Genomic DNA, 14,063 nt, shown 5'->3' with positions numbered 1-14,063 from the left:
AACTTTTTATGCGTTCCGGAAAGTTTATTTCAGGACGCTTTCACACGGTGAAGCCCTTAAACTTTCCTACACGATAAGAAAACCCACCCGGCATTAGCTATCCTCGACCCACTCGGCGTTAGCTATCGCTGTGCCGAGTGGGGTCCCTTTCTTCGCCGGGCGGGGCCCCGAACACTTTCCTTGTGGCTGTATTCGATGTCCCAATGTTATAAATTCTTATACACTAAGAAAACCACGAGCTCTAGGCCCGTGGCAGTTAGGAGTGTATGATGTCTTGTAGGAAAATATCATCTTTCCGGTAGAAGATTTTATACTCTCCCGGCCAATTCCATTGATAGCCCGAAATGGTGGTTAGAATGAGATCAACTGGCAATCGTGGATGATCAAGGGCATTGCGCAGCCTTTGGATCGTTCGGCGTACAATGGATTCGCTTCTTGAATCCGGAAAGATGTTTTCTCGAATGGTTTGTGCAGAAACTGGTCTTTTGTTTTCCATTAGAAATCGGAGCAGCTTGCCCAATTGTTCGGATAGTTCGATACGGACATGTGAGGGCAAGATGAGGTAAATCTCTTCTCCCAGAAAATCCAGTCGAACTTCATTGGCTGCCAATTCTTCCGACTGATATCTCAATACTTCTTCTTCATGTAGAGATAGCGTTTGATCTTGCGTAACCATCACATACGGTTTTGACTCCCCGTAGGAATACAGATCTCTCTTGGTTTCTTCGATAAACGGATCGACCGCATCAGCCACGGCAGGATCGCTTTCTGCTACAAACATTTCATTTGCCTGCTCAAATACGGACAGGCTCATCTTCTGATACGCTTTTGCCAGATAACATAAGGCTTTCATCTGTTGTTCCCGATGAATCTGATGAGACCGTTCCGCTGGTCTGGCCCGCAACGCGAATTCAAAATGACGGATCGATTTTCTCCATTCCTGTTTGTAATAATAGAGAAATCCTAACCGGTAATATGCCATGGCATGCTCCGGTTCCATTTGAGTTAAATCTCGAAACAACTTCAACGCCCGATTGAAATTATGCTGCCTCATCTTGAGGTCTCCGCCGGCCTTCAACAGAAGATTGGCCAATTGAATTTTGAACCGTTCATTATCCCGGTCCAGACTTAACAGCTTTCTGTATAGTTGAATCCCTTTTTCCCACCATGTAAAAAGGTCCATTTCGCCTTCCTGTCTTTCCCATATCAGTTCCTCTTCCAGCAATTCGTCCAGTGTATTTTTCTTCATGCTGATCCCCCCTACCTTGTAAACGTCCACAGAATATCTCCAATACGATAAATCAATTCAGATGCCTGATCATCAAATTGTTTAAAATGAAAGCGTACCGCTTCCGGATTCGAACTTTTCACATCATTGCGATAGGGATTGTCGTGCAGTTGATCGATCGCTTCAAGAGCATTCACGTGCTGCAGGTGAATTCTCTTAAACCGCAATTCCAGATATTCTCCTGATTTTGGCCGGCAATACTGAATCGATCCGAAGGCATATGGATAGCTCGGGTCGCGCAATCGAATCTCGACCGTCTCTTTTGCTCCCGTATACACCATCGCCAGATTTGCCTGTTCGAGCATAAGCTGCATAGCCATAAACAGTTTTTTCATATCGGGAGCGTTTTCGTATTGGCTCTGAATAAACATGTGAAGCTCCCGAGCATCCTGCATGGTGGAGACAACTCGCGTGGCATGCTTGCGCTGATCGCTACCGTGTGTTTGTCCCGACGGAATGATGATTTCTTGGAGGATCGTCCACACCTGGAGCAAATGCTGATGGTCAACCTGTCTTCCGGTAAAGTCACGCCATGCCTCACCGTCATGATGAAGGATCCAAGACCATTTGTTACGCTCTTTTTCTGACAGTTCCCTTGTCCCCAATCTTTGGCCGGCCCCTCTTGCCCGGTAGCCAGCCTCCTGGATAAACCGCAAGGCAATTGACAGGGCCACATCTTGAGACCGGGGGTCTGTCCGAAACTCGGAAAGGTCAATGTCAAATTTAAAGCCGGCATGACCCGGGAGCTTTTCCTGCAAGGTCAGTCCTCTTGCATCATAGTCGACTAAACCCATCTGCAGTTTGAGGTTCTTACCATATACAGTGGGAATGCGAACCACAAAACTTTTACTGTTCAGACTATACTCTCCGTTCCATCCGAAGGACTTCATGTTTTCCAAACAGTCATCAAACAACTTGACCGCACTTTCCGACAGGAGGGAACGGATCACATCTGGAGTTGGCAGCTGTTGGTTCTGTTTTTGTTGTTCCCATAATTCAGCCCAGGTTGGTGATGTCACTTGCATCTGGATCCCGGTTTCCGGGTGTACAGGCTCGGTCAAGAGGAGTTCGGCTTTGTAATCATTACCGACTCCTGTACTGACCAGATACGCATACGCATGGCCGTCAGTCGGTCTTGCTTCCCAGACCTCCTGCCTGAACACATCCGCAAGAATCGTGGAGATCACTCGCTCCTGTCTGACATTGTTGAGGGTTCGTTCGTAAAGTTGGTGTGCTCTCTGTTCGTGTTCGTCAACACCTAGTCTCGCCTGCCATTTGATAAAGGCGTCCAATAGACTCTCGCATCCGCCCTGTAAAAACGGAGGTGTGATCTCAGCAGGGGTGCCGGTGAGATACTTGTGTGTTTTGAGGAGGATCTTCTCTACAGGAAGAAAGGGCAGGGTTTTTCTGTAATTTAGCACCTGATACTCCCAAATTTCGGGGCGCAGTTCAAAGTTCAAGCTGTGCTTTGCTTCGATCAGCCAGGTTCTGCCTTGATCATCCGTAGCCATGAGATCTATTATCCCTGCTCCTCCCTGTTTTCCTCCTTCGGGCATCCAGAGCTCATACCCCCAGATAAAGAGATGAATGGGCTGGTCGTTGACAACGAGCGGCTGCCTGTGAACATGATTGACGAATTCGTAGACGAGATGTCTTTCTCCCGCGTATTCATCCAGGATAATCATCTTTGTTGCCCTTTTCTATTTCTTATTTTTTCCAGCATCGGATACTCTCTACCCAACACGTCATCCTTGTCACAATCATCCAAATCCCCATCTTCTCTTGCTTGACTGATTCGATTTCTTTCCTTATCTATCAGGTGATCAAGATGATATTTTTGCTTAACTACGCAAATTTTACTGCCGTCCGCCCCTTCATCGATCTGTATATAGACAGGGGTGTCGTTGTCCAGGTAATAACTGACCGGAATGGCGGGATCTGATGCACTGTAAAATCCGATGTTACCACAATAGTCGTCCAGGTAATCGGCAACAATAAACTGTCCATTGGAAAGTATCAAATCTTTGGAGAGATCGAAATCAATCCGCGGCACTGTATCGATACGTCTTCCATTCAGGATGATGACGGGCTTCTTCTTGACCATGTCAACGATTTCAGCCTGTCCTGTGTTGACGATCTGGTGGTATTGGTTATATTGTGCCGTCACTTCGATAAAATCAGACACGTCATAATAGAGTTTCTTCCTTCCACGTCGGCCAATGACCAGTGGTTTTCCTTTAAACAACTTCCCTTCAACGATCTCCAGCGTATTTTTCACATAATAGCCCTTTTCATCATTCTCATCGTAACTGAACGTATAGTACTCCAGGAATTCCTGGATCCGGTCCGTATCGTAATGTAACGGGAATTGTACGGAGACGAACAATGTTTTGTTTTTCAGTTCCAACAACGTAAAAAAGAATTCCAGCATTTGAATGCTCTGGCTTTGAAACGAGTCATATTTCAATTCATAGTCCGGCAGAAAACAGTACTCGTAACAGTCCGGCAGTCTGCGCAAGATTCCTTTTTTGATCGAATGCTGATTCTTTACGGATGAGAAGTCGATCATCTCCATGGTTGAATCTCCTTCCGAACCATTTTCTTCTCCAGGAAAGATTCGTCATCTACCTTTTGCTGTGCAACCTCACAACAGGTATGAATTGTTTTCAAAAATTATGCGAGTTAGTTCATCCTTCGCTCTTACCTCATCTTCATAGCTGATCGAAAATACCTTCAACTGTTTATTTGGATTGTCTTCCAGTGACCACGATTCAAGACATCGGCCACTTTCTGAGGTGATCCACGGATGGTGTGGATACAGAAGAACAACCGTTTCCACTTCTTTATATCGGGTTAGGTAGGCGTACATCTGATAAAAATCCTCCCTCTTTACCCCGTGCCTAGATTTGGAACTATAAATCATCTTCCACTTTGTATCGATAATCATGTTCCGATTATTCTCCAGCGAAATGAACAAGTCAGGTTCCAATTGAAAAGCCCCCCGCCTTGAGTTGTTGTTAATCAACAACTTGTACCGGGTATCCTTCACAATAACTTTATTTGCCACCTTTTTTGCCAAATACGCGATGTATGCTTCAAAAAGTTCATTCATTTTGAATAATATGGAAACACCTTTATGAAAACCAAGATTCGTAATCGTCACTGTTTGATTAAGCAACATCCTAGCCAAAACATAACAGTGATAAAACCGTTTATTCATCCGGTTAAAATGAACAGCCTGTCCTAACAGTCGAGATCCGGGAACGCGGTCAACTTCATCAAGGATTAACAAGCAATTTGAAATGAGATTACGAGTCCGCATGTGGTTCACTCGATACACCAACTGGACTAATGCTGCCTTAAACAATTGATTTAATGGGTTATTGACTTGAAATTCGTCATACATGCAGCAAGCACTTGCTGATTTGCGGGCGGAGTGAACCATTTGGGCCCGCATGTTAATTTTTCCCCTGACTCGCTGCAAGTCCTCCTGTTCCGTCATGTAGTTGTAATGAGGTCCTTTTACCAGTTCCCGGTACAATCTGCTGGCAAACAGATATCCGTATATCTCAAACAAATTGTGCTTGTCGAAGGATAATTGACTGAGCTCTGATTCGTAAATATCTAAATAACCCGTACACGCCAACATCCGTAACAGGACTTTACGAGAAAGTCCTATATCGCTACCGGTAACTTTCGGAAGGATCTCGATCGAACAGCTGCTTAATTGAATAAAGCCAACATAGTTTATAAAGGTTACATGGTGTCTGGAGATGATTATGTTATCCTCATCCAACTCGTTAGCATGGACAAACTTTCTCAATTCCTCTGCTTCGACGGAGGAAAGCGCAGCAGTCTCCGTATCAGAAATGGGGATAGAGTCAAAACACTCAGTTACAACCAGATGTTTCATATCCCCTCTCCTATTCTTCTATTTCCTTGCCAACATGTTTGTAAATGTTACGTAATGCATCCGGAGACGGGTTTGGATGAACCATATAACGGAGTTTTTGTTGCTCCGTAATTCTTGCGTTCACAGAAAAAAGCTTGTCTGACTGCATGACCGATTTGGTAAGAAAATAGGAATCATCACCTACTTTTCCTGCTCCCCCCAACACCAGTTCGATGTACTCCCAGTTTTCATAGAAGTATTCCTGCAACAGCGGGATTACCTTTTTCAACATCACTTGAATATAAAATGTGACTGTTGGGTTTTCGGTAATAAAGTACGAATGACCGATCACGTGGTCACGATCGTATAGATATTCGATACGGTCGTTCATGACCTGCAACATTTTCCGAACATTTATGCCTTCGACATCCTCTGGCAGCAAGTCGTAATCAGGCATCATCTCGATAAACTCAAAGCGGCGTCGGAGTGCTGTATCAAGTAAAGCAATGGATCGGTCAGCCGTATTCATTGTGCCCAAAATGTGTACGTTATTTGGGATACCGAACCTTTCTCCGGAATAGGGAAGAGTAACCCACGTTTCATTGATACTTCCTATCCTTTTGTCTGGTTCAATAAGAGTGATCAACTCCCCAAAAATCTTGGAAATATTCCCACGGTTGATCTCGTCGATCACCAAGACATATTGCGGATTATGTTGACGTATATTTTCGCTGGTTGACAGCAGTTCTTTCAGGGCATCCATATTGATATCTTTTTTGTAAAACATATATATGGTTTGCTGAGAAAACACCTTTTCTCTAAGTATTTTTTGAACAGGAATCTTTACATCTTTGTAAAGCCACTCCACCGCGCGGAAATGGTTATAATCAATGGCGGTATTGGGGTTATACGAATAGTCGCCGACGATTTTGCCGATCGCTCTTACCTGGGTGTTTCCATATGAAATAATGACGATATCGCCCTGTTTCATCCAATGCTTAAATCGTTCCATTGCTTCTATTCCAAACGATTCACCATGAGGATACTTGGACAGATACGCATTTTGAATGGCTTGTTTATTGGTGCAATTGGTGTAATCAACGTCTCCTCCCCAGCCAAGCGCGATGACATTATTCTCGATACAGTAATTGTATATGTCGTCATTGTTCTCCTTGACGTTGCCAAGGGACATTTTAAAGAAATCGATGTCAGCCGGATCAAAATCGTAGACCGTTTTTCGATCAGAAATGTTCGTCCGAGCTGCCGCACATATTTCTTTAAAAATACCGTCTCTGATCTCAAACCCTTGTCCTTCCTCAACAAACCGGATTCCTTCTACAAATTCCTCGTAACTGTATGATTGATGAAAGGTGCAAAATGTAACCTGGTTATTCTCTACATATTTATTGAAGAGTCTGACTGCCTCTGCCCTTTGGCTGGGATTCTCCAACAAGTCGGAGGGTAACGTAGAATCAAGAATTTCTAAACTTTTGTTTATGACATGATAAGTCTTTCCGGTGCCCGGAGGACCGTATAAGATGGTATTTTTGGGGTTCATATGGCTGTCTCCTTCAGGGAATATCGTTTGCGTATTTCAGTCGTTAACCCATGAGCGAAAAGTTCGGTAAGGTTGTCAGTCATTTCCTCCGTGGAAGTATTTTCAAGAAACACGCGAAAATCATCTCTGTCTGCAAATCCTTTCATGGCAGATAACAAATTATCTAAGTAGCGAACCAGATTCGTGTTTGATAGCTTCCCTGTTCCTCCAGGTTATTTCCCTTTTACAAGATATTCGGCTCCGATTTGGCGCATTTTTTCCAGATTGGGTGCAATCCAGGAAAATAGTTCTTGCCTATATGCTCCGTCATTCTCCGCTCGTGTTTTGTCATACGGGTAATTGACAGCTATCCGAAAAGATTTGGCCCCTTCCATTTGATCCCATACCACTTCTTCGTTCTCAAAAATAGTTTCTATTTCTGATTGCTTACTTTTCAATATTACATAAGCTGATTCATTTTGATCCATGGAAGGTGAATTCAGCAGAAGCTCAATACGAAGTTTGGATCCTTGACCCATACAAACATTTGCACTAACTCCCGATTTTCCTACTGAGAATGTAACCCAGGAATCTGAAGTTGTTTGACGTCCTTTCGTATTTGGATAACCGTGATCAGCCAGGTAATCAAACATCTCCTGCCAAAACATTCTGCGGAACGAGTGTCGTGGAGCCTCATCTCTTTTGTAAGCCTCCCGTAAATGGCGAACAAATTTACTCGGTGCCGATTCAACATGAAATCTCACAGCAGGAAGGGAATCATTAATTCGAATGACTTCAGGTCTGATAAGGTAAAAGTTAACCTGATCGTCGGTAATTTCATTCAACCATTCAATGGCTCTTCGATGTTCGTCTTCAATATAGGGGGTAACCCAAATAATAACGGAAGCGTTTAGACCGGCCGCATAGGTTACCAATTGTCCAAGATGCTTATGATCACTCTTATCCAGTTGATTTTCAATTACCACTCCCTTTTTTGTTTACTTATTGATGGAGTATGTTTGATCCTCTTCCACCAAATAGATCTCGGTTCCCGCCACCGCTTCGCCGGTCAACTGCTGCCAGACACGAGCGTAGGTCTGGACCTGAGGTTTATAATGTTCAATCAGTCGGTCTATGTCCGCCTTGTCTTGAACCCGGTCTGTTTTGTAATCAACGGTCACCCAACCGCGCTCTTCTTTCATCACAAGATCAATGACACCCGTGAGGATCTGATCGACTTCCCCTTCTTCCTTCAGGGAAAACGGCACTTCCGTATAGACTTCCGAAGCATGTAAGATCCGTTTCCATAACCCGGATTTTTCGAAGCGGCTCACGATGTCGAGAAGCTCCTGTTTTCTTTCCATTTTTTCTCCGTACTCCGCAAGCATCATCTCGACAAATGTGTCCATATTCTGCACATCGCCTTTGTTCTGAACAAACACTTCAAAGATCCGGTGGACAATCGACCCCCAAACCTTTCCGCCGCCAGTCTCCCGTGCGATCTGAAGGTCTTTCATTTTTTCTTCCGCTGCTTCTGTCGGGGACGTGAGACGATAGCTGGGCATCTGCATCGGCAAGTGCCAGTCTTCATACACCTTTTTCCCATGATGTACCAAATCTGGCGTCATCGGCAGTTCATTCATTACCGGTTGCGGAATTACAGCATCAGGGATCGTGATCTCGGCAACATTCGGAGTGAGGAGACTAGCCCACGGGTTCTTTTTGTTATCCTTCGCGCTGCTGCTGATCAGCATCAGATTTTTGGCCCGAGTCGCCGCCACGTATAACAATCGTGCTTCTTCCTCTTCCAGGTAGCGGCCTTCCTCCTCGGCATGGTTTTCCCAATCCGGCGGTTGACCGATGATTTCCCGGTGAAAATCTCCTTTTTCCACCGAAATGGTGAAGTATCCTTTTGGAATATCGCCGTCCCGTGTGATGTGTTTGGAAATCCTGTCTTTTGGATCAATCTTCTTGGCTGGATGAGCCAGGAAAACAACAGGCGCTTCCAGTCCCTTTGCCTTGTGCAGGTTCATGATCCTCACCGCATCAAGCTCTTCGCCCAGGAGGTTCAGCTCTTCTTCGATTTCCGTATCCAGCAAAGTCTCTACGACAGCAGCTATATCGCAAAAGTGGGAAATCTCACTTCCCGCCGGACCACGTAACAACTCGAGCAACTGACACAGATAACCGCTTCGGTTTTTCCCCATTTCATTGGATGCGGCGTAAGGGATCAGTCCGAGATCCGTTATCATCTTTTCCAGGGCCACGATGGGTGGGTATTTCCTTGTCCATTGAGAATACTGCTGCAGTTTCAGCAATGAGCTTTCTACGATAAGCCGGTGCTCTTTCGCCAGATCGGCAGGAATCTCCGTAAACAAAGAGATGGAGCCGCCACAAACCTTCCATTGGTACAATGTTTCATCGCTCAGTCCAAAAAACGATCCTTTCAACACACTAAGCAGATTCAGGTTATGCTCCACATCTCCGAGAAACAGAACAAGCTTGTACAGTTCATGGATCTCCTCCGATTGGGAGAAAGATGACCCGCCGGAGATGATGTTCGCTATACCGTACCGTTCCAGAGTCCGTGAGTAAACGTCCATGGAATCTTTGTATCTCAGAAGAATCATGAAGTCTTTGGGCGTGGGCACCGGAGAGATTCCCCGTGCTATTTCTTCTTCGGTGCGAGCTAGCAACAGATTGCCATCCATCGCCCATCTGATGTACTTTGCGATGGTTTCCGCATCCTGCTGGATGATCTCTTCTTTTTTGGTGTAGTCAGCCGGGATCCTGTATCTAACAACTCCAGATACCGTTCCCGCTTCATTTTCACGCATCGCATTCAGAGGTTGATAAGCTGCTTGATATCGGCTTTCTTCGGCCGGAAGCATCTCTTGAAATACAGGATTCACTACATCAGCTATGGAACGAACGGAACGGAAATTGGCCGTCAAGGAAAGTACTTCGCCACCACTTTGCCTGATGAGTTGCTTCACCTGATTGTAGGTATCAATATCGGCCCTCCGGAAACGATAAATCGCCTGTTTGGGGTCCCCCACGACGAAGAGAGAGCCTGCTTTCGGATCAACCTTTCTCCAATCCGTTTCATAGACATTTTCGCCCGTCAAATAAAACAGTATTTGTGCTTGAATCGGGTCCGTGTCCTGAAATTCATCGACCAAAAGCGTTCGAAACTTGTCTTGAAAGTACACGCGAACTTCTGGATGATTCCGCAGCAATGAAGCTGTATTCATCAGCAAATCCTCGAAATTGACCAAGGATTTCTCCCGTTTATAGTCCCCGTACATCTGGATGGCCGGCATGATGAAATCCATGATAGGAGCGTGACAATACTCTTTCCATCTCGTGACGAGCGGAGTAATCTGGGAGTCGATACCTTCGGCAAATTTGGCTTCGTAATATTTCGCGTCTTCTCTTGATGTCCAGCAATATTGCGTGGCCTTCGGCTTTCTGTTTAGCCTTCCGATCCATTTCATGACATCTCCGGCGTTTTCCTCGTCTAAAAAGCGCAATTGCCGCAAGCATCGCAAAATATTGTGCTCAAACGTATGATTATCCTTCAATATTTCTTCCCTGATCGCCCGGGCCGCATCCCGGAGCAAGCCGATCACGCTGGAAAGTACCGGACGCCATTTTGGCTCATCGATTTCATCCCGCACAATCTCCACGTCAGGGTATCTTGCCAGCTCGAGAAAAGCAGCTTTCAAATCGAGTGGACTGATTCCCAACCTATTCAAAAAATCGATTTGATCAGGTTCATTTTCACTGACCGTCTGCAAATACTGATGCCAGACAAGTTCCTTGATCCGTCTGTCCTGCGATTCATCCAACTCCAGGAACGCCGGATCGATTTTCGCTTCGATGGGACGTTCTCTAAGCAACTTTGCGCAAAAAGAGTGGATGGTACCCAAAAAACATTGATCGAGATTGGCCAGAGCCTGTCCCAGCAGCATCCTTTTCGTTTGATCCTGCTCTTCGCGATAGCGTTTTTCCAGCGCCGACTGAAACCTTTCCCTTAATTCGTCAGCCGCTTTTCTGGTAAAGGTAATGGCCACCATCTCATTTACTTTGCAGTAGCCAGAGAGAACGAGATTAACCATTCGCTTGACGAGGCTGGTGGTTTTGCCTGACCCGGCACCTGCCTCTACGAGAAAATTGGTTTCCAGTTGATTTTCTATTTGGTCCCTTGCTGCTTGGTCGGGGGGGATCGGTCTATTCATAAGTTCTTACCTCCCTGAATGCGGAAAGCCCTACGGCAGTATGATCGTTTCGTTTTTCCGCCAGTACCTCTTCCGCAATCTTGTGACGGTTACAGACTTGTTTGAAATCACAGTATTTACAGTCGGATGGATCGTCGGTCATGGTAAAATGGCCGTTTGCAAGGATATCCAGGAGATTTTCGTTCACGTGAAGGAACTCTTCCCGTTTTTGCTGAGGTCGCAGGAAACGAACTCCTTCCCCTTTTCGCGTCGGAAAGACATATCCACTCTCCGAAACTGCAACTGTGCTGTTCGGATCGTTCATACGCGAGTATTCTTCAAAAGCGATCGCATAGAGAGCGTGCTGGAGCTGCCTTCCTCCCTTGAAGTACTCCTTGTCCGAATAGCCATACGTGCTTCCTGTCTTGTAATCCACGATTGAGTACGTCCCGTCCGGTTTTCGGTCTACGCGGTCGATCTTCCCATCGATGAAGTACGAATAGCCCGAAGGCAATGGGATCTCGACTGGAGTAGTCTGTTTGCCGAAAAGCAACTCAAAATGTTCCGGTTCAGACTCGATATCCTCTTCCATCAGCAAAAACACCTGGCAGGACCCAAGTATCTCTTTCCGTTCTTTCTCATAAACAAGTTCACTGGGCGGTGGAACGATCTCCTTGTAGGCAGCCAGAATCTCATCGGCAAGGTGCTGCAATGGCTGGAGATGAGATTCTACCTTTGGCCTGATGCCTTCTTCCTTGCATCCACGAAGAAAGCGCTCGAAGATTTCATGCAACAGACTGCCTCGATCTGTTGGGCTTAACCATGCACCAGGGTCATAAACCAACTCGTCCGGTTTTTGAACGCCAAGTATGTGTGCGATGAAAAATGCATACGGACATGAAGCCAATGTCTCCAGTTTGCTCGGCGATAAGGATAGATTCTTGTTTCGTCGAGGATCAAGTTCTCCCGGATTTACCTGTACCCGACCGTCATAGTGGGTAAAAAAAGGTTTTTCTCTCGCCTCTTTTGCCATCTGCCCGTTTTGAAGAAACGGATATAACTGTAGAACAGTATCAGATGCCTGCTGGGTCACTCCCTGCCGAATGACTTGATGTAACCACCAGTCATTCTCATCGAGACAAACGGTTTCTTGATGGGGTATATACCCATCAACTGTAGGAAAGTGGCGGATCAATTGGCTGTAATCCTTTGCTTCATCCCCTGTCAGCATGCGATATACCTGCAACATGATCGCGGCGGGGTATAGTTCCTTATTTTCTAGCGGATTCACACAGGAATAGCTCAACGTCAGCGATTCCGTCGTGTTCCGCATACATTGTTCCATTTCGAAAAGACGTTCTTTTGTCTGGTTGGCTCGCAGCGGAAGTGCTTGTCCGAGCAGTTGCCGTTCCTTATCCAGCAGGATAGGATCATCGCTGCTGTTACCAGGGAATTTGCGGTTATCCAGGCCCACAATGATATGATGTTTGCGCCCTTGGTACATTCCTGCACGAAAATGATCGACGTGCAGATGACCCGGTTTTGGACCGGAAGCACCGACACGGAGCCCGCCGATGGTGTCCTGAAGCCTTTGAATGGCGTCTTCTAACGGCATTTCTTCATCCGCATACTGCTTCAACAGTGTCAGTTCGTCTTCCATTTTTGCCTTGGCTTCGGCATCCCGTTCACTGATGACCCGGCTGTGTTTTTCGATGATTCGAAGCAGCGCTGCAGTGAACGCCCCATAGTGCACCGATTCCATTCTGTCGGACTCCGGAAGACCAGAAAACAACTTCTCCATGACGTCACGAAGTCGGGAATATTGTTCTGCTTTTTGCTGGTAGTATGCTTTTTTCTCTTCGTCTTCCGCATCGGCGCTTTTCTGTAAACAGCGGGCAACCTGTTGCTCCAGTTGGCGCACGTATCGTTGTTTCTCCCATCCGATTCCGGCGGATCGCAGCATTCTTCCCATTTTTCGCGGGCTGAGTCCCCACGAATCGTCCACCTGAAAATCCCCGCTATCCAGTAATCGGAGCAGATGAACCTGGCTGTACCGATCATGAATCCAGGTAAGCAGGGTGAAGAAAAGACGACCTGGACGGGTGTTGCGAATGTTGATTCCCTCTCCAAACGTAACCGGTATCTCATATCGCGCCGAAAGTTCATAAAAGAGCTGCGCATACGGATCCTGTGTCGTGTAGAAAACGGCACACTGGTCAAACGGAATGTTTCGTGTTTTGATTCGGCGGAACGTTTCTTTTACTTCATTCCTTTCACCGTATGCCTTGATCAGCTGGACCGTTTCATCCTGGAAAGGTGCCCCGGAATTTGTGATATCGTGTAACCAGAAAAGCCGATCCTTGTTGGTTTTTGCTTCCGGTTGCACCGCTGCCGGCTCCAACAAACGGTAGGTTGCGTTAGAGATATGATCCAGACACTTCTGTTGCAATGGATACAACTGCTGATGAGAGGGCAGGAGAAAGATGATCGGTACGTTGCTTGCAGCAGGCAGTGAAAGAGCAAGGTTGCAGAGATCTGCTGCATCGAGAAAGTGATGCTGCTGCAGATGATCGTTATACGCTTGCAGGATACGCTTAATGTCCATCCCCTTCTTTGGGTTGACGAAATGATGAACGGAGATTGTGTCAGGTGAAAAGCCCGCCATCTTCAAGTCCATCAAGGAAGAATGGAAGGCATGCACGAAGCTGGGGGAAATTTTCGTCTCATGGAAATAGTCCAGCTGATTGGTCGATTGAAGCTTTTCCAGAACGCCAAACAAATAATGTTTGGCCAGTGTGACCGGAACAAGCTGGAGTTTATGTACGAACATATGCTGTTTGCAATGTTGAAGGGCGAGATTTTCCAACGTATCGACTGAAAGGTTGAGATACGACTTCCCCTGCAGAACAAGCGACTGCAATAGCTGATTCCCCAACCGATGGGAGGGAACGAGCAAGATCTTTTTTTGGAATGGATATGCCTTGCAGATATCGTCCAGTTGAGGGTACAACGGATTCATCGAGAATTCGCCTCCTTCAGCGTTACCACCAATTTCGAAAGGACCAGGAACATCTACCTACCAATTTTAAACTCGTTATCATAAAGTTCGCACGAATATGTCCCGGT

8 protein-coding genes are annotated in these 14,063 nt (G+C 46.1%); all 8 read right to left on the bottom strand.

The genetic code is table 11. The features are described from left to right. Positions 1–256: 256 nt before the first annotated feature. Positions 257–1,249 carry a hypothetical protein gene (locus tag ACE99V_RS12725; protein ID WP_400491461.1) on the bottom strand — a complete coding sequence of 331 codons (993 nt, stop codon included), beginning with the start codon at positions 1,247–1,249 and terminating at the stop codon, positions 257–259. 11 nt (positions 1,250–1,260) lie between these two features. Continuing rightward, the gene (locus ACE99V_RS12720; protein ID WP_400491460.1) at positions 1,261–2,973 is read right to left on the bottom strand and encodes a hypothetical protein; all 1,713 of its coding nucleotides are present in this window, start codon (positions 2,971–2,973) and stop codon (positions 1,261–1,263) included. After that, positions 2,970–3,863 carry a hypothetical protein gene (locus ACE99V_RS12715; RefSeq protein ID WP_400491459.1) on the bottom strand — a complete coding sequence of 298 codons (894 nt, stop codon included), beginning with the start codon at positions 3,861–3,863 and terminating at the stop codon, positions 2,970–2,972. The genes ACE99V_RS12720 and ACE99V_RS12715 overlap by 4 nt, the downstream gene beginning before the upstream one ends. Positions 3,864–3,932: 69 nt before the next feature. Then, complete coding sequence (locus tag ACE99V_RS12710) at positions 3,933–5,201, bottom strand: McrC family protein (RefSeq protein WP_400491458.1); 1,269 nt, start codon at positions 5,199–5,201, stop codon at positions 3,933–3,935. 10 nt (positions 5,202–5,211) lie between these two features. Further along, the gene (locus tag ACE99V_RS12705) at positions 5,212–6,738 is read right to left on the bottom strand and encodes a DUF8426 domain-containing protein (RefSeq protein WP_400491457.1); all 1,527 of its coding nucleotides are present in this window, start codon (positions 6,736–6,738) and stop codon (positions 5,212–5,214) included. A gap of 212 nt (positions 6,739–6,950) precedes the next feature. Then, positions 6,951–7,703 (bottom strand): DUF4268 domain-containing protein, encoded by a 753-nt coding sequence (locus ACE99V_RS12700; RefSeq protein ID WP_400491456.1) that lies wholly within the window; start codon positions 7,701–7,703, stop codon positions 6,951–6,953. Between the two features lie 12 nt (positions 7,704–7,715). After that, positions 7,716–10,958, bottom strand: a complete 3,243-nt coding sequence (locus ACE99V_RS12695) for a UvrD-helicase domain-containing protein (RefSeq protein ID WP_400491455.1) — start codon at positions 10,956–10,958, stop codon at positions 7,716–7,718. Further along, on the bottom strand, positions 10,951–13,956 hold the full coding sequence (locus ACE99V_RS12690) for a PD-(D/E)XK nuclease family protein (protein ID WP_400491454.1): 3,006 nt from the start codon (positions 13,954–13,956) through the stop codon (positions 10,951–10,953). The genes ACE99V_RS12695 and ACE99V_RS12690 overlap by 8 nt, the downstream gene beginning before the upstream one ends. Between the last annotated feature and the right edge of the window lie 107 nt (positions 13,957–14,063).

The sequence above is a fragment of the Brevibacillus soli genome, assembly GCF_044759095.2.
In the GTDB taxonomy this organism is placed as follows: Bacteria; Bacillota; Bacilli; order Brevibacillales; family Brevibacillaceae; genus JBIYSM02.
This window is presented reverse-complemented; position numbering and strand designations above follow the sequence as displayed.

Coding starts and splice junctions, on each gene's coding strand:
- ACE99V_RS12725 (WP_400491461.1), bottom strand. CDS start 1,249: ATGAAGAAAAATACACTGGACGAATTGCTGGAAGAGGAACTGATATGG.
- ACE99V_RS12720 (WP_400491460.1), bottom strand. CDS start 2,973: ATGATTATCCTGGATGAATACGCGGGAGAAAGACATCTCGTCTACGAA.
- ACE99V_RS12715 (WP_400491459.1), bottom strand. CDS start 3,863: ATGGAGATGATCGACTTCTCATCCGTAAAGAATCAGCATTCGATCAAA.
- ACE99V_RS12710 (WP_400491458.1), bottom strand. CDS start 5,201: ATGAAACATCTGGTTGTAACTGAGTGTTTTGACTCTATCCCCATTTCT.
- ACE99V_RS12705 (WP_400491457.1), bottom strand. CDS start 6,738: ATGAACCCCAAAAATACCATCTTATACGGTCCTCCGGGCACCGGAAAG.
- ACE99V_RS12695 (WP_400491455.1), bottom strand. CDS start 10,958: ATGAATAGACCGATCCCCCCCGACCAAGCAGCAAGGGACCAAATAGAA.
- ACE99V_RS12690 (WP_400491454.1), bottom strand. CDS start 13,956: ATGAATCCGTTGTACCCTCAACTGGACGATATCTGCAAGGCATATCCA.